Below are 22,875 nucleotides of genomic sequence, written 5' to 3' on the forward strand. Positions count from 1 at the left end.
GCGACTCAAAACCCCTTCCTTTTTTTTATATATCTTCAGTTTTTGCTGCTTGCTTTACCATCTTAAAATCTATTTTTATACTTCTTATGTCATCCATCAGCTATCAGCTGAGCCATGGAAGTTTTTAAAATCAGATGTCTTTAAATAACAGTTGATTCATGACGACCATATCGTTCAGAGGATATGCTATGTATTTGCTGACTACGAAGGAAAAGGTAGTACGGATTCCCCCAGAAATGTTGGGAGAAGACCTCGACGAGGTCGTTAATCGGAGTACCCGCGCAACATTTGAGGGAAGTATGGAAAGTGGTAACTCGTACACCATACTGATTACCAACGTGGAGCAAGTGGGTCCAGGACGTATAGTCCACGGAGATGGAGCAGTTTACCAGAATGTCAAATATGATGCTCTTATGTTTCGTCCACTTCTTCAAGAGGTTATCGAAGGTACAGTTGTAGAAGTTTTAAAGTTCGGTGCATTTGTAAGATTTGGCCCTCTAGACGGCTTACTGCATGTCAGTCAGATAATGGACGATCGTATCGACATAGATCAAGACAATGGTAGACTCATCGGTAAGGATACCAAACGTGATCTTAAAGTCGGAGACAGTGTGCGTGCAAGAATCGTAGCACTCAGCATAAATGAAAGGAATCCGCGCGAATCAAAAATCGGTCTCACAATGAGGCAGCCTGGACTCGGAAAGATCGAATGGTTGGAAGAAGACCATAACACTCCAGATGCAACAGGTGATGAAGAATGAAGGTTCAGCGTGCATGTAAACACTGCAGTTATATGACTGAAGAAGATAACTGCCCTTTGTGTGGCAATGCCACTTCCAAGGAATGGCAGGGATATGTGGTAATTCTAGACCACACCAATTCAATGATCGCAGAACGGATGGGAATAAATGTCAATGGAAAGTTCGCCCTCAAGGTGCGCTGAGTTACAGTGCCCTGCTAAGGGATGGGCTCTTCCAGAATATATGAGAAACGAACTAAGTACAGGTTTTGGCGAATTGGTAAAATTAGAAGATTTGAAGATTCAATTAGAAGGTTGTGTGAAGTTGTTGTCTGTCGGTGATTTTGTATCATATACTCTGTTAGACAACGGTTTCAAACCAGATTTGATCATCTACGACCTCAAGACTGAGCGGAGACCCTTCTCTCCCCTCTCCTCTAAGCTCAGTCTATTGTGCGGCGAGGAAGTAGTTGTTAAAAACCCTGCAGGGTACATAACTCCAGAGCTTGTAACTGAAATCAGTTCAGCTCTTGGCAGAGATGCCCCTACAAAAATCAGAGTCGATGGTGAAGAAGACCTTGCTGCATTGGTCTGTGCAGCTGCGGCTCCTACGGGCTCATGCCTGATGTATGGTGTACCAGGTGTTGGTATGGCATTACTGAAGGTAGATGCAGCCTCTTCAGACCGAGCAAAATCTTTACTATATTCCATGGAGGAATTAAATTGAAGTTAGAGATAATCGATAAAACTGAAAATAAGCTCATGCATCGTGTTGAAGTAAAATTCAAGGCGATACATGTTGGAGAATCAACACCTAACCGCGATGCTATCAAGGAGGCATTAGCCAGTAACTTTTCAGCACCAAAAGACAACATAATTGTTACTCGCATGAATTCTGAGTATGGAAAGTGCTCTACAGATGGCTACGCCAAAATCTACGATTCAGCAGACATCGCAAAAACTCACGAGAGAAACTATCTTCTCGTAAGAAACGGCCTTGCTGAGAAGAAAGTCAGAGCATCAAAGAAGAGGAAAAAGTGAGTGTGATATAAATGGCCGATAAGAAAAAATCCGCAGCACCTAAAAAAGAAGCTTCAGCAAAGAAAAACTATTACTCTGTCAACGGAGACAAATTGGAACGTGTAAAACGTAACTGTCCCAAATGCGGACCAGGTGTATTCCTTGCTGAACACAAAGATCGTGTGTCCTGCGGTAAATGTGGATATACAGAATTCAAAAACAAAAACTGATGCGTGGTTTTTCCACCTATCTTTTCTATTTTAGTGGTTGAATGATCGGTTTCATCGGCTATGGGAACATGGGAGGAGCTCTTGTACGGGCATTTCTTTCTCATGGGATCCCGGCTGATGAAATTGTAATCTCCACACGATCTCCTGAAAAACTCAAATCTCTTTTGGATGAGTACAGCGTCTCAGTAGGCAGCATGAATGAAGTGCAGTCTGCAGATATCCTTTTTCTTTGTGTAAGAAGCAGTGATGCACTGGATGTTTTGAAACAATTAACTTCGTTCAAGGGTCATTTAGTTTCAATCAATGGAGGAATCTCATTAAATGATCTCTCATCAATATACTCTGGTCCTGTAACCAAAGCCATGCCTCCTTTGACTGCAGAGGTCGGCAGAGGAATTGTACTTCTGTGCCACAATCAGATCTGCTCTACATCTAAAATAATTGAGGAACTGTTTTCTAAAGTATGTAGTGTAGAGATCCTGCCGGAAGATAAATTTCCTGATGCAGAGAATATAACTGGTTGTGCCCCTGCATTTTTTGCCAGATTCGCAGAAATGCTTGCAGAGTCTTCAAATTTTTCATCCGAAGAATCTTTAAAAATGGCAAAAGAGACACTTATTGCTACAGCTTTATTACTGGATGAAGGTAAACTTTCACTTAATGACCTGATTGAAAAAGTTGCTACCAAAGGGGGAATAACAGAAAAAGGTCTTCAGGTCATGGACGATGAGCTCCCTTCAACCGTCAAGAAGATGTATGAACACATGCATTGATATTTTGAGAAGGTTTATCTAACAAATCAATATCTGCAATCAAAGGGCTTGTGGTGTAGCTTGGATATCACCGAGGCCTCCGGCAGGAACTTGTCCTGGAGAAAGCCTCAGACCCGGGTTCGAATCCCGGCATGCCCGCTTTATATCTATTCATTTGATTAGCCATTGCATAATCTATACAGTGAAAATCTGCATTTTTTTGACAGTGTAATATATTTTGATGATTTTCAAGATATCTTCATATAAAGCCTGGAGCTATCTAAAAACGTTATTATGGCAAATCAATCAGAAATTTTATATCGCGAATTAATGGAAGAAGATTATCCTGCATTAGAAAAGCTTATCATCGATACATGGAGGTTCGATAAACTATTCAATAATCCGACTGATACTTCTTACCTCGCCAAGCTCTATTTGAAAAATTGTCTTCAAAACAACACATACGCTAAAGTGGCAGTCAGCGAGGGTACTGTAGTCGGAGCAATCATGGGCAGAAACAATAGTTCTGCAAAGAAACCTTCGCTTAATGAAGCATTGTCATGGGTCGGCGATGCTGCTAAGTTGAGACTATCCAAATCTGGACGGCAAGTCTGTGAATTATTCAAGGATTTTGAAGAACTGAGTGAAGAATTATTGGCGCAGTGCCGTCAGATATTTGACGGTGAACTGGCTTTCTTTGCAGTAGACCCAGATTTTCGTGGATTAGATATAGGTAAAAATCTGCTGCAGACTTTCATTAGCTATCTGGTTTCTGAGGGAGCTCACACACTCTATGTTTTTACTGATTCTACATACAATTCTACATTCTATGAGGAAAATGGATTCATAAAGATTGGTGAAAAAACAAAGGATCTGCAACCTTTAATTGATGCATCCCTGAGTATGTGTATCTACAGCTATGAGTTTTAAACATTGGATCGTACACTTTCAAGATCCTAGGAAGTGTACTTATTTTATCTTTTTTTCAATTGCCAATTCTAATGCAGAATCATCACTTGAAAAAATAAAAGTATTGAACATCCCCACTTAACCTTGATTTTGAGATATAAAGCAGGTAAAGGACTAGATTCATCATTTTTTAGAGACAAATGGTAAAAATCATTCTCACTGCTCATTGTTTTGATGATGATTGTAGTGTCCAGCACTACTATATTGACTTCGGATTCAAACAATTCTGCAACTGTGGAGATAATATTGTCCACGGATGATTCGCAGAATGAATATACTTTTGATGATCCTTTTATTTATAATGAAGAAAGCGGCACTCCTTCAGGCTATACTGCAGCTGATGTTAATCTGGTACCTACTCTTCAATCAAAAAATATTTTGAATTATGCCGTTGGTGACTTTGACGGGGACGGCAATGAGGAGATTGCTGTTCTTCATCAAAGTTATATTATGTATTTCGGCCTTAATCTAACGACAGGTGCTCTTGAACTGTTGTATTATACAGACATATATACTTGATATAGTATAAGGCATAAGAAATGTAATGTCAAAGAAAAAGTGTGTGCTTGTCATTACGGAAAGGTTGTAAAGCAAATGAAAAAAATCGCGAAAATGTTTTTAAAGGTCACACTAGTAATTGTTATATTGCTTATAGTTTGTACCATCGTTTTTGTGCTTGTTGCAAAGGACAGAGACACCAATTACAGCAAATATACAGAAACTACTGGTGAGATTGAAGTGATATATACTGGCTCAGGCGATAGCGAGGTATCCTACAAGGAATATGACGCAAACGATGATGTAATTGTGAAATATGCAATCTGGTATCCAAGTGAACTGGAAAGCAACGATAATAAGTATCCTGTTGTGATATTTGCAAACGGAACAGGAAGCACTTCGTCTACCTATACGTCATTCTTAAAACACTTATCCTCGTGGGGATTTATTGCAGTTGGAAATGATGATAAAAACACCAGGACAGGTGCTTCGTTGGAAGAAACCGTTAAGTTTCTAATTGAAGAAAATGAGAATAAGAGTAGCGTCTTTTATCAGAAAATAGATTTAGATAATATTGGAATTGGCGGACACTCTCAAGGTGGACCAGCAGTGTTTAACATGGTAACCAATCAAGAGCATGGCTATATGATAAAAACTTTGTATGCTGCAAGCGCGACATCGTCTTATCATACAGCGGTTATGGGTGACCACTGGGAATATGATATTTCAAAGGTGAAAATACCAGTATTTTTAACAGCAGGAACAGGTTATTGGGACGCTGGCAATGCTACAAGCAAAGAACAGGTAACTGACGATAAGAACGGCATAGCGCAGGGCATTTGTCCGTTATGGTCGTTGCAGGAAAACTATGATCTCCTGCCGGAAACAATAGATAAAGTCATTGCAAGAAAGACAAATACAGACCACGGGGATTCATACAAACAGTTTGATGGTTATATGACAGCGTGGTTTATGTATTATTTGCAAGGCGATAATGAAGCAGGGAAAGCGTTTGCAATTGACGGGGAACTATCCACCAATAATTTGTATCAAGATGTCCAAACCAATATAGAGTGATCAGGAAGCAAATTACTGCTGTTTGCACAGACCGCAGTCCCCTAACAACTGAATAACCGATCTACTGAGGGCAACCATTTTCGTACAGAAAACGGCTGCCCTTTCTTTTATAAAAAATTTGTTTAAGATTAATTATGACTTTATTCTGCTGTTGATAAATTAATCATGTATTACGAACACGTTCGTAAACAGATTAATCATCAAAAATGCATTATATCTTTGGGCAAAGACAGGTGAAGAACTGCGAGGGAGTGATATTATGGATGATATGACGCCAAGGGAGAGATTCTTTAAAGCCATGCATAGGGAGCCTGTAGACAGACCGCCTGTTTGTGGCATGACAACCACTGCAACCGTGGAGCTCATGGATCACGTAGGAGCTGCATGGCCAGATGCGCACACCGATGCCAGAAAAATGGCAAAGATCGCATTAGGAGTTTATGACTACCTTGGATTAGAGTCAGTAAGAGTTCCTTACTGTCTGACATATGAAGCGGAAGCATTGGGATGCACCATTGACCTAGGTAAAAAGAACAGCACGCCCATGGTTAAAAACAGCCCGTTCAAAGGAGAATTGGATCCAAATTTTGAATTGATGGGTCCAGAAGAGATGATGAAACTTGCCAGAAATAAAGCTGTGGCTGATGCAGCAGAAATAATCATAAAAGAAAGAACAGTGGATCTTCCGACATTATTGGGTGTTACAGGCCCTTTTACAATAGCTGGTCACCTAGCAGGAACAGAAAGTCTGATCTTATGGACATTAACTGATCCAGATGTTGTATCGAAGTATACAGAGTTTACAGGCGACTATGTGAAAATGTGGCTTGAATTTGTTGAAACACTTGGAATCGACAGCATTCAGATGAGCGAACCAACCGCATCATACGACATGATCTCAGAAGATATGTTTGATACATACGTTCTGCCTAATCTGCAGAGGGTATACAAGCCGCTCAAGGAAACAATGAAAGTTCTTCACATCTGCGGAGATACTGTGCCGATATTGTCACATATGGCCGCTTCAGGTGCTGATGCACTCAGCATTGAAGAAAAAGCCAATCCATATGATGCTGTCAAGGCAGTAGGAGATAAAGTTGCATTGGTAGGGAATGTTGGTGTGGTCAGAGACCTTCTTCAGGGTACACCAGAAACTGTCATAAAATCTGCTCAGACCAGCATAGATGCAGGATTTAACATCATATCTGCAGGATGCGGAATGTCTGCATTAATCAAAAAGGAAAATATCTGGGCGATGGTCAACGCTACCAAAAACTACAGGGCTTAAACTGTGCGCTAAGCGCGCACTCTTATCTTTTATAATTTTTAATTATTTATTTTTAAATGTATTCATTCCTAGACTGAGATAATTGAACACTAGCTTCCTCTCTGCTTCTCTCAGCATCACACTGAGTGTTGATTTAGAACAATTAAGGTTACTGGCAAGTTCGTCAATACTTATCTTTCTTGGAACAGAATAGTACCCAAGTTTGTATGCCATCACTAACGCATCTTCTTGTTTTTCAGTAAGTATGGTCTCTTTATTCATCTTGTTTGTAGAGATCATTTTGACTTTGTAGCCTTCATGTTTCATGCGTTCTATCATTTTGTCTACATAGGTACTGTTTAAACTGAGCACTCCCCACTCGATTATCTCGTCTGTAAATGGTATGGCAGATGTAAGAAAACATCCAGATTCTATGAGTATTGTGGCAAGCATGCAGTTATTATTTGATACCATTGCTAAGTACTGTTTAGGGGAAATTTTTAGTATTTCACATTCTCCATATAAACTGCTTGTCATTCCTTCTTTTAGTTCATCCGTATGCTTTCCGTCTACATCTGTGATGCGGATCATAGAATAGCCAGCACCTTTGCTGAGTGCAGAACATTGTGTAATTTCTACCTTCAAGTTTTCTTCATTTATATCAATTGGCAGAAGGTTGTGACAAGGGTGGCCGTCCGGTATGCACCCGTTTATTTTTCGATCTACTAATAACCTAGTGTACTGGATGATCTCACCAATTCCATATCGATTTAGGTGTATTATTATTTTGCGAACATGTTCGCGATTTTGATTATGCAGCTAGTTGTTGATATCCCTCCTGCAGCTTGATTCTGACGTCTTTGCCCGATGGAGGAATTAGATGACAGTAAATCCTGAATTAAAAGCAAAAATGATGAAGTACCGGTGGGCTATATTCATAGTTTTAGCGGTAGCTTACTTTTTCGTGTACTTCCACAGGGTATCAACCACTGCAATGGCTCCAGATATTGAGGAGGCATTCGGTATTGGTGCCGCGGCTACAGGTCTTTTGGCATCGGCGTACTTCTATGCGTACACTGCTATGCAGTTGCCAAGCGGTATCTTCACAGATAAGTGGGGGCCAAAAAGATCAGCAACTGTATTCATTATTATAACGGCAATCGGGTCACTCGTATGCGGTCTTTCGACAAGCTATGAAATGCTGATAGCCGGCAGAGTCATCATTGGTGTAGGTGTAGCAGTCATTTACATCCCAATCATGAGGGTATTAGCCTTATGGTTTAGAAAAGATGAATTTGCTTCTTTAAGCGGAATTTTGTTGATGGTAGGTAACGTTGGAGCTATCGCAGCTGCAACACCATTGGTTCTGATGACTGAAGCACTCGGCTGGCAGAATGTATTCATTATCCTGGCAGTTATTACATTCATAATCGGTCTGATGTGCTGGGTAATTGTTAAAGACCATCCAAAAGACAAAGGATTTCCAAGCATTGAAGAAATTGAATCGGAAGAGACTGGAAAACCAATTGAAGAATCCACATCTGAAAAGATTCCGATGGTCCAATCCCTCAAACTTACATTTGGAAGTGGAAGAAAATTCTGGACTCTTGCAATATGGTTCTTCTTCATGTACGGATCAATAATGGTGTACCAGGGGCTTCAGGCAGGTGCATATTACACGAATGTATATGACTGGGACAAAGGAACTTGGGGTATCCTGCTGACGCTTGTCGGTGTGGGTATGATCATAGGATGTCCTTTGGCTGGATTTATCTCTGATAAAATTTTGCACTCTAGAAAGAAAGTATTGGTCCTTGGTACCTTAGTCTACACCATAATCTGGGCTGTAATCTGGCTGATGTCTGGAAAGCTGGATTCATTAGTCGCTCAGGGTATCATCAACTTCTGTTTCGGATTCTTTGGAGGATTCTTCGTAGTATCTTATGCTCAAGTAAAAGAACTCTATCCGGTATCGATCGTAGGAGTTTCAACAGCTGCCTTAAACTTATTCCCCTTCCTTGGCGGAGCAATTCTTCAAAGTATCTCTGGATACATAGTTGCTGATAAAACACCAGAACAATTCCAGACTCTATGGATGATAATGTTCATTTGCATGGTAGTTGCCACCATTTGTGCATTCCTCTCCATGGAAAAACAAAAAACTTAACCCAGATACAATCTCCTCAAATCCCTTAGCTTAAGAGGTGTGGGATTAGTTCCCACATCTTATTTTTTTATAAATCTATCATTTATTCTTTAAGCAAACATTTACTCTAAATCATTTGATCCTCAAGTTTTAGAACTTAATCATTCAAATGAAACTCATCATGCATAGTTAAGCATACCCTTCTACTTCCTCTTCTGCAGAATCCCTGTATCTGCTGCCCCAGTTTTTCATCGATTCGAGTATCGGTTTGAGGCTATATCCAAGGTCGGTAAGCTGGTAATCTACTCTAGGAGGGACTTCTGCATATACTGTGCGAATGATCAAGTGGTCTTCCTCCATCTCTCTTAAATTTGAAGTCAGGACTTTTTGAGTTATGTTGCCTAGTGATTTCCTCAATTCTCCAAAACGCTTAGCTCCATCCATTAAATCTCTTAAAATAAGGACTTTCCAGCGATTGCTTATCAGGGAAAGTGTAATCTCTACGGGGCATTGCGGCAGCTCTTTGGGCAGTTCTTTGCTCATGAATCTTCCTCCAATGGTATCTGATGAGGTAGTATGAGCATTATAACGTGTTTCATCCCTATATATACTTATAATTTCCAACAGTGTACGTTGTGTGTTTGGTCTGGAAATAAATACAAAGAACTTGCATTATCGCCCCTTCGTCAGATTTGATAAATTCTATCAGTAACTATCTTGCTTAGATTTTTGGGAAAGATCATTAACCAGTATTGTTTATGGAACAGTAATGTCGATGGTAGCGTTTATTCCTAAAAAATGTGCAGTATGCGGGAATGAAAATGAGGATGTTCAGGAAGTAATAGACGCTGTACCTTTTGGTCCTATGGATCTTGATACCAGACCTGCAGAGAATCTAAGATCTGCATTGCCTTACTTAATTCAGCAATGTTCTTTCTGTGGGTACTGCAACAGTGACATTTCCGAGGCAGTTATAGATGATAAGAGTCTTTTGGAAACAGAAGAATATAAAAGCATAATTAATGACAATGATTTGCCAGAAGCAGCAAGGAAATACCTGGCTTCAGCTCATCTTCTGCACAAGATGGGAAATCTTCACAGATCAGCAATTGAGTCTCTGCATGCAGCATGGGTATTTGACGATCTAGGGGATGTGAATAGTTCCATGGGTGCTAGATTGGGTGCAGTAATTTCAATACGAGCACAACTGCAGGAATGTTATGATGAAAATCTAGCTGTGATCTTATTAGATATCTTAAGAAGAGCTGAACAGTTTGACCTCTGTGCAATGATCGCTCAGTCTATAATTGATATGGGCATTACAGATGATTTTGTAAAGTCTATCGTTGAGTACCAGGTATATCTTGCACAGAACAGGGACAGCAGCTGCAAAACTGTAGCAGATGTGGACACTTGGGCAGCTTCTAAGTGAGTGAAAAACCAATAACTAGAATCTAGTTGTGCTGGATGTCTTATGAGGTGCAATCCAACTGCGCTATATACTATCTAAACGTTTTATAACCCACATATACACCTTGACATAGGGCGCCAACAAGAATAATCTTTAATACATCTACTCTCTTACGAATGGTATACTTGAATGGATAATCAAAACATACGAGGCGAGTCTTAACGAAAAAAATATTATTTCCTTGCGAATTAGCGCTAATTGTAGGACTTGTCTGTGCTTCAATAGCTGTCTGTCTTCTTTTAAAAAGCGGGCTTGGAGTTTCAGTCATTTCTTCCGTTGCGCTTTCTTTATACTATTCTGCACCAGCACTATCTTTTGGTACCTGGAATATAATCTTTCAGATAGGAGTGCTTTTGCTTCTAATAATCATATTGAAAAAGGTTAAACTAAGTTACATCGTATCTTTAGGAGTAGGTGTAGTCTTTGGAATTCTCCTTGATGTGGTGAAGCCGATAATCTTCTCTCTGCCAGATGACACCTGGCTTGTGCCAGTCTATGTGATAGCATCAATGCTCATCATATCATTTGGAATCACGTGTTTCATGAAATGCCAGATGCCGCTTATGCCATGTGATATCTTTGTGAGAAATATCGTTCTGGAACGTCATCTTCCGCTGGGTCGGATAAAAACAATATTTGACGTCTCCTGTCTGACATTTGCCATTGCAGTTTCTCTAATCTTTGCAGGTGCGATCAGAGATATTGGTATTGGAACGGTTATAAGTGCAGTTTTCACTGGAACACTGGTAGCGCTCATATCTAAGGCTGTATCCAAAGTCTTTGACTTCAGACCTGTTACTGGAATTGCAAAGCGCAGTTTGAATGGTTCGTTAGATGCTACAACAGATCCTCATGTGAATCCGGAGCAGATTGCAACCGTTCTAAATGTTAAAAATAATGAATAAAGAGATGCACACTCCAGATTACTGGAGTGCAGCAGTCTTATTCTTTTTTAGGTGGGTGATTTCTTATAACGAGCACAGGACATTCTGCAAATCTCACTACTTTTTCAGCAACGCTTCCTAAGAGGAGCTTTGAAACGCCGGTTCTGCCGATAGTACCCATTACAATCAAGTCATAATTCTTTGAAGCTTCGACAATATCATTGGCTGGGGAGCCCATTTTTGAGACTAATTTTACAGTTAAACCCATTTCCTTACCTTTTTCTAAGACGTACTGCAAAGCCTCATCACTGCTTTTCTGCATGTATGCATTTATGTCTGGAAGCCCATAGCCCTGAGAGCTGCTGGTTATACTTCCTAAATCCATGATATTCATAGCTGTAACTTCTGCTCCGAAAGCTTTAGCCAGCTCTAATCCATGCTCTACTGCCTTCTTGGTGTAGTCGCTTCCATCTGTCGCTATCAAAATCTTTTTGTAGAGACTCATGACCTAATAATTCAACCGTAGCATATTTATCTAAAACGTAAGAATCCTACAAAGAGGGAAAGCATTAATGTATATTCTATGGAATGCGTATAACGATAAATATGTCGGAAAAAACGCCTGGGCAGCTTCTAACAGAAAAACTGCTGATGAAACCGGAAAATATCGGGCAGAGATCGGCAGAAGAAATCGAGAAGGCGAACAAATTCTGCGAGGGCTATAAAGAATTCCTGCGCAATAAAACTGAAAGAGAAGTTGTAGATTATACTATAGAACTTCTCAAGCAGAATGGATATACTGAGTTTAAGCGTGGAGTAAAATATTCTCCAGGAGACAAAGTATACAAAACAAACCGCGGAAAAGCGCTGATCATGGTTACTATAGGAAAAAAAGATATTTCCGAAGGTCTGAGAATCGGCGTCAGCCATATTGACAGTCCGAGACTTGATTTTAAACCAAACCCTCTTTTTGAGGATACTGAAATGGCATACTTCAAGACTCACTACTATGGCGGGATTAAGAAGTATCAGTGGTTTGCAATACCATTATCAATACGCGGTACAGTAATTCTCAAAGATGGCACTGCAGTAAAAGTCCGCATAGGTGATGAACCTGAAGATCCCATTTTCTGTGTTACTGATCTTCTCCCGCACCTTGACAAAGCCCAGGTAAAAAAACCTGTAGCCGAAGCATTCTCTGGAGAAGCTCTAAATCTTCTGATCGGCTGCCAGCCTTTTCAGGATGAAGAAGTTTCCGAGAAAGTTAAACTGAATATTGCCAATATTCTCTTTGAGAAATATGGCATAACTGAGAGTGATTTTAATTCTGCAGAGCTGTGTGCAGTGCCTGCTTTTGAACCCAAGGACTTAGGTTTCGACAGAGCAATGATCGGAGCCTATGGACATGATGACCGTGTCTGTTCATACACTGCGCTGATGGCAGAAATAGATACAAAAGCTCCTGAACACACAACTGTAACAGTCTTTGCAGACAAAGAGGAAACAGGCTCTGATGGAAATACTGGTATGAACTCATATTTCCTCAAAGATTTCTTAGAAGATCTAGTCTCATCATATGGAGCAGAAGTACGCCACATTCTTGAGAAGTCGAAGTGCCTGTCTTGTGATGTAAGTGCTGCGGTAGATCCTGCATTTGCCGAGGTTTTTGAACGCCGCAATGCTTCATATATCAATCACGGAGCTGTAGTTGAAAAATATGGCGGGGGCGGCGGAAAATACAATACAAATGATGCCTCAGCAGAGATGATGGGATTCATCAGAACTCTTCTGAATAATGCTGGAATCGCATGGCAGACTGGAGAACTGGGAAGAATTGACATTGGTGGAGGCGGAACAGTTGCCAAGTACGTATCAACACATAATGTAGATACTGTGGACTTGGGAGTTCCTGTTCTGTCAATGCATGCTCCTTTTGAAGTAGTGTCTAAACTTGATGTTTACATGACCTACTTAGCTGTAGCAGAATTCTATAAGTGAGATTCGTCTCACATCTTTTTCTTTTTACTTAAAATAATATCTAAATCTGGATATGCAGTTCTAATAAAAGTATTGTATGCTTGAAATGTCCCAGCATCCATACCCAATAGTTTTTCTGTCATATATTGCACCACTTCTAATGTGCGTTCAATGACCTCAATCCGTGGGTCATTTCTCATATTATACATTGCAGATTGGATCATCATGTTAAGCATGTGTGAAGTTTCAAAAGGATATTTTGTATCAAATGTTCCTTCTTCTATTCCTTGTTTGATGATTTCTTCGAAAGCTGGTACCAGTATCTCATGTGCCAATCTCTCTAACTCAAGGTGTAAACTTTTATTTCTTGAAACTGAAAAATATTTAATTACTATTTCTGATCTTAAACAAACATCTTTTTGTGATTTTAGCAATCCTATGAACCTGTCAGTCGCTGATAAATTTTTCATCTCCAGAACTGCCACAACGGAAGATTCAATTTCGTTCAGCATTCTTTGAGTTAAAATATCGATCAAATCTTCTTTTGAACTAAAATAATAATAAAATAATCCCTTGGCAACACCGACTCTTTTTATTATGTCGTCTACAGATGTATTTTCGAAACCTTTCTCATTAAATAACTCTTCAGCCGCATTTATTAATTCGGCCTTTCTTTCAGCAGACATACATTCTTTTTTAGTCGTTTGATCACCAAGGTTTTGTAAATTCACTATCTATCTTTCTTATTAATGGGTTATGCTGATTGTCGTACCCAGACATTATCTGGGAGTCCTTCATATACTCCATATTCCGAATCTGCCTTCTCTACTGGAGCGCCTATGATTTTTAGGATTTTATCTTTATCAAGCGTCCAGTAAAACACTCTCCAGGGCCTCCCTGTGAATAGTGTTTCTTCTTCATACCTGGAGGAAATTATCTGAAATTCTTCGAGGAAATAGAACATTCCCCTATCCTCAGGCGTTAGGGCGTTGTCGATCATTTCACTGTTGTATCCAAAGTAGTTTAATACTCTTTCTGCTAGCTGCCCAGAGGTTTCTGCATCGATCTTTGATTTTCTCTCAATCGCAATGCGCAGCTCCTCATAAGTAACTGGCTCATACATATTTTTCACCTATGTGTAACAATCCTTCAACTGCTAAATTGACTGACTGTCAGTCAGTAAACATCATTTACCTATATAAAACTAATCAGTGGTGTGTATTCACCTGGCACAAACTATTTCATGCAAATATACATACAAGATAAAGATGTTTTTAACCAGAGACGAAGAACAGATCCTTGCAGGTGAGTTTGGAGAGGGTAAAAAGAAAGCAATGGAGCTGCTGGTGGCTCTGGGTGACATATACAAAGCGGAGAAGCTCATTCCTATAACCTCAGCCCATCTTTCAGGAGTATCATACAAAACAATCGGCGAAGGAGGAATTTCTTTTCTGGAGGAGATGTCTAAAGATTCTAAAGTGTGTGTACCGACAACACTGAATCCTCCGGGGATGGATCGTGAAAAATGGAAAGGAATGGGTATTTCGGAACATTTTGCTGACAGGCAGCACAAAATCATATCCTGCTATGAAAAGCTGGGAGTAACTTCTAATTGCTCCTGCACTCCATATCTGGATATAAACATCCCTAAAATCGGTGAGCATGTTTCATGGGCCGAGTCAAGTGCTCTTTCTTACGTTAATTCTGTAATCGGTGCTAAAACAAACAGGGAAGGGGGCCCCGGTGCACTTGCTGCTGCTATCCTGGGAAAAACACCAGAGTATGGTTTGCATCTAAGCGAGAACCGCAATCCTTCAATCTTGATCGATGTGAAAGCTTCGGATATCAATTATTCTGTTTTAGGGCAGGCTGTAGGGCAGCTAGGTGGAGGCAGAATTCCTTATTTTAAAGGAATTAAACCTACTAATGATCAGCTGAAGACCCTGGCGGCAGCCATGGCAGCTGCAGGCTCTGTAGCATTATTCTATGTAGATGGCGTAACGCCAGTTCCTGCTGACATATCTGAAACTGAAAAGATTTCAATTGATGATAAGGATCTGCAGACTGTACGAGATAAAATGAGCTCCGGCGATGATCCAGAATTGATAGCTCTAGGCTGTCCGCATTTATCTTGTGAAGAGATTCACTCTTTGGCATCTAAGCTGAAAGGAAAAAGTAAAAAGGGAGACACTGAAGTATGGTTCTGCACATCCAGATGTACTGCCGCTAAGTGTAAAAAAGATCTCGATGTTCTTTCTAAATTTGGTAATGTTATATGTGACACATGCATGATTGTAACTCCCATTGAAGAACGGTTTAAATGCACTGCCGTGGACTCTGGAAAGGCTTGTAACTATCTTCCCACACTGTGTTCTCAGAAAGTAGTTTTCCGTGACACTGATGATCTATTGGAGATGATACAATGATCTTGACTGGCAGAAAAATTTCTCAAGGAAAATCTCATGGCAGAATATTGCTTTGTCCCAATCCAGTAAGCTTTTTGGGAGGCGTGAATCCTGCAGATGGAAAGGTAGCGGATGCATCAACTAATGGTCAGTCCGCTAAAGATCGTGTATTTGCATTTCCCCGCGGTAAAGGAAGCACAGTCGGATCTTACGTAATCTATGATATGAAAGAGCATGGGACTCTTCCAGCTGCAATTATCAATGAATCTGCTGAACCGATTGTTGCTACCGGTGCTGTTATGGCATCAGTGCCAATGGTTGATTCTATTGACTTATCTCTTCTCAGGGAAGGAGACGAATGCATTGTCGATGGATCATCAGGGACGATAGAACTTCCTGATGTTAAAGAGATAAATGTTGTAAGCTGCGTGATTAAAGACGGTGAAAGAATTCTATTTCTGAGACGCTCTTCTAAAGTTGGGACTTTTCAAGGATATTGGTCTGCAGTGAGCGGTTTTATAGAAGCTGATGAAACACCTTTAGAAACGGCGATAAAAGAAGTCAGGGAAGAAACCACTATCGTTTCTAAGCCTATTAAGGCCGGAGAACCATTCAAAGTTAGGGATAAGGATATCGTATGGACAATTCATCCTTTCTTGTTTGAAGAAAAAAACTGCTCAATCCAAATCGACTGGGAGCATACAGAATACAAATGGGTCTGTGTGGATGAAACTGTATCTTACCAATGTGTTCCTGGATTAGATGTGGTATACAAGTCATTAGGACTTTGAAAATATATTTATGCGCATAAGCATACTTATTGCTTATACGCATGTTTATGTTTATGTACTTGGATACAAAGAGGGTGGTACAATTGTATTTAAATCGAATGTAAATGTATCAAAAAAATCATGCCAAAATGCAAACGTGATGAATACTATCTCATATTTATCCGTAGCATGATATTTTCCATCACCACCATCTATGTTTTTGCATCTAACTACATGTTCTGGTTCAATAACACATGTGGTTTTTCCTACAGCCGCATTTTCATTGATATCGTACCACATCTCTAATTTTTCCCCTATTAATGATTTATCATGCACTACTATATCACTCACTGAGTAGCTCCATACATCGTTGACATTTCCACCTGTGCTCACACCCGCATCCGGTTTAAACTCTGCTGTATATAACGGATATATATGCGCAGATGAAATTCCACTGTCTCTCACTGGACTATAACGCATCATTTCTTGATACTCTCCATATGTTGGATCAGCTCTAACATCACTGCGTATTGTGCTATCCGCGATGGCTATGGGATGACTTCCAGTGAGCCTGTTTTCATTGGGAATAATATCTAGCTTAAACTGAGTATAGTAGTACTCATAATCGTCACTAACATCTAATAATTTGTAGTGGTGTGTACGTATGTTTGCCCATCCAAAATCTTTATTATCTTTATTTATGCATTGATAAAAAGTTTCACATCCATATTTAACGCTCCACGATATATTAGTTTCATCATCATAACTGGAACTTGTACTATTTTCTGAGATCATATTATCTGCCCAATTGTAGGCACGTAATAATGCTTCATCAATGTCTTCGCACACAACACTCATGCAATATTGATCTCCTGTAGATGGATCTGTGTAGATTCCATAGACTTTAGCATCAGCAGCATAGCTTGAAAAACCATTTTTATTTGAGTCTATAAGTAGTTCCGGTGAATTTGCAACTGTAATTACTGGAGTTCCTTGAAAGATCAGATCATGTGTTTGGTTTGTGACAATCTCTTTATTTTGTGCAGATATCCAATCTCCATCTATCACTGCGATTTGATTTGACGTGCAAAGACTTAGATCATTGCTAATTGCAATTTTCGAGGTGCTGCCCTTCAAATTGTCAGCATATGTACAATCTCCTGCATTGGAAAATATGATTGTAGATCTGTCTGTAAAGGTAACTTTGCTATAATCTCTAGCTTCTTCTGCAACAGTTTGCTCATTCTGAATATCATTTATTTGAATGTTTTCGGGGGATGTGCAAATCGCAGGCAGCAGACTTACTATGAACATTGCTGAGATAGCCACAGCTATCATCTTTATGTATGTATTCATGCTACCACAATAATTGCAGAGAATGCTATGTTTGCAGATAAAGATTTCACATTGCGCTATTTTTGTTGGATATTGCATCTTGCATCGTGATGTGTAGTTATTTATACCCCATCGTCTTTGAGGAATCTCTATTGACTGACCGACAGTCAGTATGACCGCCGGTGTATTACAATCAAAACCCCAGCGGATAGTTGCGTATCGCGTTGGGTTGAGGTGTTGAGATGGAAAACGCGAACGTTATAAATGCTCCAAGTAAACCAGAAATCGACGTTAGAAAGGTAAGAACGCCGATTATGATCGGTTTGATCCTTGGTATGTTGCTTGCTTGTATTGACGGTACGGTAGTTGGTACAAGCATTCCAACCATATTGGAGGATCTTGGTGGTTCCGATTTATATACCTGGTTAATTACTGGTTATTTACTTGCTGAAACTATTACCACTCCGATAGCAGGTAAAATGTCTGATATCTATGGAAGAAAGCCTGTATTTTTGCTAGGTATGATTTTATTCTTAGGCGGTTCAATATTTGCAGGTTTCTCACAAAGTATGGAATGGCTTATCGTTGGACGTGCAGTTCAAGGTCTGGGTGGCGGTATGCTTATCCCAGTTGCTATGGCCGTTGTAGCTGATTTATACTCTCCTCAAGAAAGAGGAAAAATGCAGGGTATTCTCGGTGCAATTTTTGCTATTGCAAGTGCGATAGGGCCATTTGTCGGCGGTGTGATTGTTGATAATGCAAGCTGGCATTGGGTGTTCTTTGTAAATATTCCTATAGGAATCTTAGCTATAGCATTTACTCTGATCAAGTTCCCGAAAGCCGAGGCAGATCCAAATGCAAAGATCGATTATCTTGGAATGGGATCATTATCTGCATTTTTAGCTCTGTTAATTATGGTAGTAACCTTTGGAGGCGGAACCTATGCGTGGGATAGTTTTGAGATAATTGGAATGTCCATAGCAGCAATTATCTTCTTAGGTCTGTTCATTTACATAGAGACCAAAGTGGAAGAACCATTAGTTCCGTTACATTTGTTCCGCAATCGTACTTTTACAGCTGGAAGCATAGGCCTGTTGATCATGGCTTTAGGTCTGTTCGGTATACTTTCATACATTGCAATCTACTTGCAGGAGTATGTAGGATTAAGTGCTACCAATAGCGGAGCAACGCTCATTCCGCTTACAATTGGTATGTCTATTACGTCTATAGGAAGCGGTTTCCTGCTCAAAAAGACTGGATATATGCCTTGGCTGATAATTGGTCCACCGATTGCGGCAGCAGGTCTTTACATGATCTCCACTCTTGGAATGGGAAGTCCACAGTGGGAAGCTTCACTATATCTGATCATAGCTGGTATTGGTATGGGTTGTGTGATGTCTAATTTCATCGTTGCAGCTCAGAACATTACGCCTAAGAGAGATATGGGTGTGATGACTTCCACTATGAGCTTATTCAGAAGCATAGGTGGAACAGTAGGTGCAGCAATAATTGGAACACTGATTAACAACCGTATTGTAATAGAACTCCAGCAGAATCTTCCCTCAGATGTATTTGCTGTAGCTCCGCATACAACAGGAATATTGGATAAGATTAATGATTTAGCAGGAGCGTTCCCACAATATCCTACGCTACCAGTTGATATCATATACTCGTATGGGCAAAGTCTTTCCTACGCCTTTGTAATATGTTCCGTGATTGTGCTGTGTACACTCATCGCCTGCCTTCTGGTAAAGCGTGTACCTCTCAAAACAGATGAGGAATATGAGCAGCTTAATCTCGAAGCAGAGCGTCTTCACGAAGAAGAGTTAGCAAAGAGAATGGAAAAGAAACTTCAAAAATCTGAGAAACACAAGGGTAATGGCTCTGGTTAAGAGCCTATCCTTTTTTTAATTTTTTCTTATTATAATCTGCTTTTTTATGACACACGTATTTTTAAAGTAAATCTTCATTCATTTAAGGAATCTCCAATCCTCTCAAAAAAATCAATCTTCTGAATCTTTGCAGAGATATTGAAAAAAGCTATATCACAGGAACAATTCAAGACAATGAATCTATATGGTGTCAAGTAAAACTTATCTCGATCGTGTATTAAATGGCCTATCAGGACTAGATGAAATTACATATCGGTCAATGATGGGTGAGTATATCATTTACTATCGTGGAAAGATTGTAGGTGGGATATACGATGATCGATTATTGATAAAACCCACTGCGTCTGCAAAATTTCTTATGCCTGCAGCTTCCTATGTCTTGCCATATGATGGAGCAAAAGAGATGTTGTATGTTGAAAATATTGATGATAAAGATAATTTGACTGAACTACTTGAATCCATTTACCCTGAACTTCCAGCTCCTAAATCTAAAAAGAAATAACCTATGTTTTTCTCAATACTAGTTTCCAATGCAGCTCATGGAAAATTAGCTGGAGATTTGTTAACTACAAACCACTTGTAGTTTTATGGAGATATGCACTCAATATAATCAATAGCTATTGAATCAATTTGTTTCTTTAAAAGTTTATAATTAAAATTGTAAAAATAAGAAAAAGGCTGTTATGACACAGCCTAGATATTTTATTCAGAAATCATTTTTCTCAGTACAGTCTGGAGAATGCCACCGTTTTTGATGTATTCTAATTCTGCAGGAACATCTACTCTTGACATTGCTTTAAACTGCTTCTTTTTTCCATTTTTGGAGGCAGTAACCGTCACGATTGATTTAGGCGTCATATTCTCTAACTCAATATCAAAAGTTTCTGTCCCATCAAGACCAAGACTTTCTGCATTTTCTCCTTCTATGAACTGCAGAGGAATGATACCCATGCCGATGAGATTTGAACGATGAATTCTTTCAAAAGACTCTGCAATTACGGCTTTTATCCCAAGCATGAATGGCCCCTTTGCAGCCCAGTCTCTTGAGCTTCCAGTACCATATTCTTTTCCAGCAATTACAATCAGTGGGGTATTCTCTGAAATGTATTTCTGAGATATTTCAAACATGGTGCCGTTTTCTCCATCTGGCATATGTCTGGAATAACCTCCTTCTGTGCCTGGAGCTATTTTATTTCTTAGACGGATATTGGCAAATGTTCCTCTCATCATTATCTCATGGTTTCCTCTTCTAGAACCGTATGAGTTAAAATCTGCAGGTTTTATTCCCAAGGAAATTAGATACTTACCGGCATCTGATTTATCTGAAAATTCTCCGGCAGGCGAGATATGATCAGTTGTTATGGAATCTCCTAAGCTTGCCAGCGCCCTTGCGTTACTAATGTTGTTTATTGCAGCCTTAGATGTGAGATTGTTGAAAAACGGGGGGTTTTGAATATATGTTGATTTCTCATCCCAGGCGTACAAAGCTCCCTCTGGAATGCTTATGTCATCCCATCTAAAAGATCCTTTGAAAATGTTATTATATTGTAATTTAAATGTTTCAGATGTGACATATTTTTCGATGAGTGAATTTATTTCCTGATCATCTGGCCAGATATCTCTAAGAAATACTTCTTTACCGTTTACAACACCTAGTGGTTCTTTGTCAAGATCTATATCCACTCTTCCTGCTATTGCAAACGCAATGACTAACGGAGGAGATGCCAGATAGTTAGCTTTCACATATGGTGATACACGTCCTTCGAAGTTACGGTTTGCTGAGACTACAGCAGCAGCGACCAAATCGTTATCCTTTATGGTTGAACGTATGTCATCTCTCAGTGGTCCGCTGTTGCCTATGCAGGTCATACAGCCGTAACCAGTTACATGGAATCTGAGTTTTTCCAGATATTGCAGCAATCCAGAATTTCTCAGATAATCTGTAACTACCTTAGATCCTGGTGATAATGAAGTTTTAACATAGTCTTTAACATCCAATCCTGCTTCAACGGCTTTCTTTGCCAGTAATCCAGCCGCTATCATCACTGAAGGATTGGCAGTGTTTGTACAGGATGTAATCGATGCGATAACTACAGAGCCGTCTGACAATCCGTTAATCGTTCTCTTTTGAATCCCCATACCACTAAGGAGCTCTCCAAAGCTCTCTTTCATGCCGTCTAACGGAATTCTGTCCTGTGGTCTCTTATGTCCTGCTAAGGAAGGAACAACTGTACCAAGATCAAGCTCAAGCGTGTCTGTGTATTTTGGTTCATAGGTATACCATAAACCTTGTGTTTTTGCGTATTCCTCAACGATCTTGATATGACTGGGGTCTCTGCCTGAAAGTTTTAGATAATCCAATGTTTTTTCATCAATCGGGAAAAATCCCAGAGTGGCGCCATATTCTGGACCCATATTGGCAATAGTTGCTCTATCCGCAACTTCCAGATTTTTATATCCTGGACCATAGAATTCTACAAACTTTCCTACAACGCCTTTTTTCCTCAGCATTTCTACTACTGTAAGGACTAGATCTGTAGCAGTAACGCCGGCTTTCAGAGAGCCTGTGAGTTTAAAACCAATTACATCTGGAAGTTTCATGTAACACGGTTGTCCCAGCATTACAGCTTCTGCTTCAATTCCTCCTACTCCCCATCCAACGACACCCAGGCCGTTAATCTGGGTAGTATGCGAATCTGTTCCAAAGCACGAATCAGGATATGCGATCTTGATACCGTCTTTTTCTTTTACATGAATGAGCGGTGAGAGATATTCTAAATTGATCTGGTGAATAATTCCATTTCCGGGAGGAACAGCTCTGAAATTGTTGAAAGCAGTCTGAGCCCATTTCAAAAGAGCATATCTTTCTGCATTGCGCTCGAACTCGACCTTTTCATTGAGTTCTTGAGACTCAGGGGTGCCTGCATAATCAACTTGTATTGAGTGATCAATTACGAGGTCTACAGGTATCATCGGATTGATCTTAGTAGGATCTTTTCCTAATGCAGCTACTGCACTTCTCATCGCAGCCAGATCTACAACTGCCGGAACGCCAGTGAAGTCTTGTAGAATTACCCTTGCTGGAATGAAAGGTATATCCACATCGGCATTTCCATTGGGACTCCAGGATGCTGCATTTTTAACATCCTCTTCAGTAATCAGGAATCCGTCTTCTTGTCTAAGTATTGATTCTATCAGAACTTTAATGGAGTATGGAACATTTTTTAAGCTGAAATGTCCCAGATCTTCAAGCTTTTTTAGACTGTAAATTGTTATGTCCCCATCTTCTGTTTTGATGGTATCGGTAAATTTAGAATTCATAGTCGCTCGTGACTATTAATGAAATGAGATATTTCAACGTTTTTGAACGATAGATTCCGCACGTTGCTGGAATTTCTAAAAATCAGAAAAAAAATGTATGCAGAAACTGTCAGTCAGACAGT

General features: G+C 39.8%; 24 protein-coding genes, 1 tRNA gene and 2 pseudogenes. 20 read left to right on the forward strand and 7 right to left on the reverse strand.

Annotated features, from left to right (window positions below; all coding sequences use genetic code 11):
- Nucleotides 1–188 precede the first annotated feature (188 nt).
- The 11 genes from H729_RS03400 (at nt 189) to H729_RS03450 (ending at nt 6,573) form a co-directional block, all read left to right on the forward strand.
- Entirely contained in the window at nt 189–761 is a 573-nt protein-coding gene (locus H729_RS03400) for a DNA-directed RNA polymerase (RefSeq protein ID WP_048133885.1), read from the forward strand.
- Entirely contained in the window at nt 758–943 is a 186-nt protein-coding gene (gene spt4 / locus H729_RS03405; protein ID WP_020448604.1) for a transcription elongation factor subunit Spt4, read from the forward strand. Before H729_RS03400 ends, spt4 begins: the two co-directional genes overlap by 4 nt.
- Nucleotides 915–1,466, forward strand: coding sequence for a GTP-dependent dephospho-CoA kinase family protein (locus H729_RS03410; protein WP_048133887.1), 552 nt, complete (start codon nt 915–917; stop codon nt 1,464–1,466). Before spt4 ends, H729_RS03410 begins: the two co-directional genes overlap by 29 nt.
- Nucleotides 1,463–1,780, forward strand: a complete 318-nt coding sequence (locus tag H729_RS03415; RefSeq protein ID WP_020448606.1) for a 30S ribosomal protein S24e — start codon at nt 1,463–1,465, stop codon at nt 1,778–1,780. The genes H729_RS03410 and H729_RS03415 overlap by 4 nt, the downstream gene beginning before the upstream one ends.
- 11 nt (nt 1,781–1,791) lie before the next feature.
- Complete coding sequence (locus H729_RS03420) at nt 1,792–1,989, forward strand: 30S ribosomal protein S27ae (RefSeq protein WP_020448607.1); 198 nt, start codon at nt 1,792–1,794, stop codon at nt 1,987–1,989.
- Between the two features lie 41 nt (nt 1,990–2,030).
- Nucleotides 2,031–2,762 (forward strand): pyrroline-5-carboxylate reductase family protein, encoded by a 732-nt coding sequence (locus H729_RS03425; protein WP_020448608.1) that lies wholly within the window; start codon nt 2,031–2,033, stop codon nt 2,760–2,762.
- A 44-nt stretch (nt 2,763–2,806) separates the two neighbouring features.
- Nucleotides 2,807–2,900 (forward strand) — tRNA-Arg (locus H729_RS03430).
- A 171-nt stretch (nt 2,901–3,071) separates the two neighbouring features.
- Nucleotides 3,072–3,671 (forward strand): GNAT family N-acetyltransferase, encoded by a 600-nt coding sequence (locus H729_RS03435; RefSeq protein WP_172618653.1) that lies wholly within the window; start codon nt 3,072–3,074, stop codon nt 3,669–3,671.
- A gap of 213 nt (nt 3,672–3,884) precedes the next feature.
- Complete coding sequence (locus H729_RS03440; protein ID WP_020448610.1) at nt 3,885–4,229, forward strand: hypothetical protein; 345 nt, start codon at nt 3,885–3,887, stop codon at nt 4,227–4,229.
- A 75-nt stretch (nt 4,230–4,304) separates the two neighbouring features.
- The gene (locus tag H729_RS03445; protein ID WP_020448611.1) at nt 4,305–5,285 is read left to right on the forward strand and encodes an alpha/beta hydrolase; all 981 of its coding nucleotides are present in this window, start codon (nt 4,305–4,307) and stop codon (nt 5,283–5,285) included.
- A gap of 259 nt (nt 5,286–5,544) precedes the next feature.
- A complete protein-coding gene (locus tag H729_RS03450) occupies nt 5,545–6,573 on the forward strand; it encodes an MtaA/CmuA family methyltransferase (protein WP_020448612.1) in 1,029 nt (342 codons plus the stop codon).
- 42 nt (nt 6,574–6,615) lie between these two features.
- Here the strand turns inward: H729_RS03450 and H729_RS03455 are convergent, their stop codons facing one another.
- Nucleotides 6,616–7,197, reverse strand: a complete 582-nt coding sequence (locus H729_RS03455; RefSeq protein WP_020448613.1) for a helix-turn-helix domain-containing protein — start codon at nt 7,195–7,197, stop codon at nt 6,616–6,618.
- A gap of 235 nt (nt 7,198–7,432) precedes the next feature.
- On the opposite strand from H729_RS03455, the gene H729_RS03460 reads away from it, so the two are divergent.
- Nucleotides 7,433–8,719, forward strand: coding sequence for an MFS transporter (locus H729_RS03460; protein ID WP_020448614.1), 1,287 nt, complete (start codon nt 7,433–7,435; stop codon nt 8,717–8,719).
- Between the two features lie 168 nt (nt 8,720–8,887).
- Here the strand turns inward: H729_RS03460 and H729_RS03465 are convergent, their stop codons facing one another.
- Nucleotides 8,888–9,241, reverse strand: coding sequence for a winged helix-turn-helix transcriptional regulator (locus H729_RS03465; RefSeq protein WP_020448615.1), 354 nt, complete (start codon nt 9,239–9,241; stop codon nt 8,888–8,890).
- Between the two features lie 226 nt (nt 9,242–9,467).
- Here H729_RS03465 and H729_RS03470 point away from each other — a divergent pair, with 226 nt between their 5' ends.
- Nucleotides 9,468–10,130, forward strand: coding sequence for a hypothetical protein (locus tag H729_RS03470; RefSeq protein WP_020448616.1), 663 nt, complete (start codon nt 9,468–9,470; stop codon nt 10,128–10,130).
- Between the two features lie 209 nt (nt 10,131–10,339).
- On the forward strand, nt 10,340–11,074 hold the full coding sequence (locus H729_RS03480) for a DUF6198 family protein (RefSeq protein WP_256365365.1): 735 nt from the start codon (nt 10,340–10,342) through the stop codon (nt 11,072–11,074).
- A 37-nt stretch (nt 11,075–11,111) separates the two neighbouring features.
- On the opposite strand, the gene H729_RS03485 is transcribed toward H729_RS03480, so the two are convergent.
- The gene (locus H729_RS03485) at nt 11,112–11,558 is read right to left on the reverse strand and encodes a universal stress protein (RefSeq protein WP_020448619.1); all 447 of its coding nucleotides are present in this window, start codon (nt 11,556–11,558) and stop codon (nt 11,112–11,114) included.
- Nucleotides 11,559–11,659: 101 nt separating this feature from the next.
- On the opposite strand from H729_RS03485, the gene H729_RS03490 reads away from it, so the two are divergent.
- Nucleotides 11,660–13,051 (forward strand): aminopeptidase, encoded by a 1,392-nt coding sequence (locus H729_RS03490; protein ID WP_020448620.1) that lies wholly within the window; start codon nt 11,660–11,662, stop codon nt 13,049–13,051.
- Between the two features lie 8 nt (nt 13,052–13,059).
- Here H729_RS03490 and H729_RS03495 read toward each other — a convergent pair whose 3' ends face one another.
- Both H729_RS03495 and H729_RS03500 read right to left on the reverse strand, forming a co-directional pair.
- Nucleotides 13,060–13,716, reverse strand: a complete 657-nt coding sequence (locus H729_RS03495; RefSeq protein ID WP_020448621.1) for a TetR/AcrR family transcriptional regulator — start codon at nt 13,714–13,716, stop codon at nt 13,060–13,062.
- A gap of 68 nt (nt 13,717–13,784) precedes the next feature.
- Entirely contained in the window at nt 13,785–14,153 is a 369-nt protein-coding gene (locus tag H729_RS03500; protein WP_020448622.1) for a DUF6015 family protein, read from the reverse strand.
- Between the two features lie 145 nt (nt 14,154–14,298).
- Here H729_RS03500 and H729_RS03505 point away from each other — a divergent pair, with 145 nt between their 5' ends.
- The 3 genes and pseudogenes from H729_RS03505 to H729_RS10275 form a co-directional block, all read left to right on the forward strand.
- Entirely contained in the window at nt 14,299–15,456 is a 1,158-nt protein-coding gene (locus H729_RS03505; protein ID WP_020448623.1) for an aconitase X, read from the forward strand.
- Nucleotides 15,453–15,836: pseudogene (locus H729_RS10270) on the forward strand (aconitase X swivel domain-containing protein); the annotation flags it as partial. The gene H729_RS03505 and the pseudogene H729_RS10270, both read left to right, overlap by 4 nt.
- A 27-nt stretch (nt 15,837–15,863) precedes the next feature.
- Nucleotides 15,864–16,226: pseudogene (locus tag H729_RS10275) on the forward strand (NUDIX domain-containing protein); the annotation flags it as partial.
- Nucleotides 16,227–16,277: 51 nt separating this feature from the next.
- Here H729_RS10275 and H729_RS03515 read toward each other — a convergent pair.
- Nucleotides 16,278–17,273, reverse strand: coding sequence for a hypothetical protein (locus tag H729_RS03515; RefSeq protein ID WP_147554379.1), 996 nt, complete (start codon nt 17,271–17,273; stop codon nt 16,278–16,280).
- 509 nt (nt 17,274–17,782) lie between these two features.
- Between H729_RS03515 and H729_RS03520 the strand changes: the two genes are divergently transcribed.
- Both H729_RS03520 and H729_RS03525 read left to right on the forward strand, forming a co-directional pair.
- Nucleotides 17,783–19,432, forward strand: a complete 1,650-nt coding sequence (locus H729_RS03520) for an MDR family MFS transporter (RefSeq protein WP_020448626.1) — start codon at nt 17,783–17,785, stop codon at nt 19,430–19,432.
- Nucleotides 19,433–19,616: 184 nt separating this feature from the next.
- Nucleotides 19,617–19,934 carry a TfoX/Sxy family protein gene (locus H729_RS03525; protein ID WP_048133894.1) on the forward strand — a complete coding sequence of 106 codons (318 nt, stop codon included), beginning with the start codon at nt 19,617–19,619 and terminating at the stop codon, nt 19,932–19,934.
- 200 nt (nt 19,935–20,134) lie between these two features.
- On the opposite strand, the gene acnA is transcribed toward H729_RS03525, so the two are convergent.
- Nucleotides 20,135–22,753, reverse strand: coding sequence for an aconitate hydratase AcnA (acnA, locus tag H729_RS03530; protein WP_020448628.1), 2,619 nt, complete (start codon nt 22,751–22,753; stop codon nt 20,135–20,137).
- Nucleotides 22,754–22,875: the final 122 nt, after the last annotated feature.

It is taken from the genome of Candidatus Methanomassiliicoccus intestinalis Issoire-Mx1 (assembly GCF_000404225.1).
Classification (GTDB): domain Archaea; phylum Thermoplasmatota; class Thermoplasmata; order Methanomassiliicoccales; family Methanomassiliicoccaceae; genus Methanomassiliicoccus_A; species Methanomassiliicoccus_A intestinalis.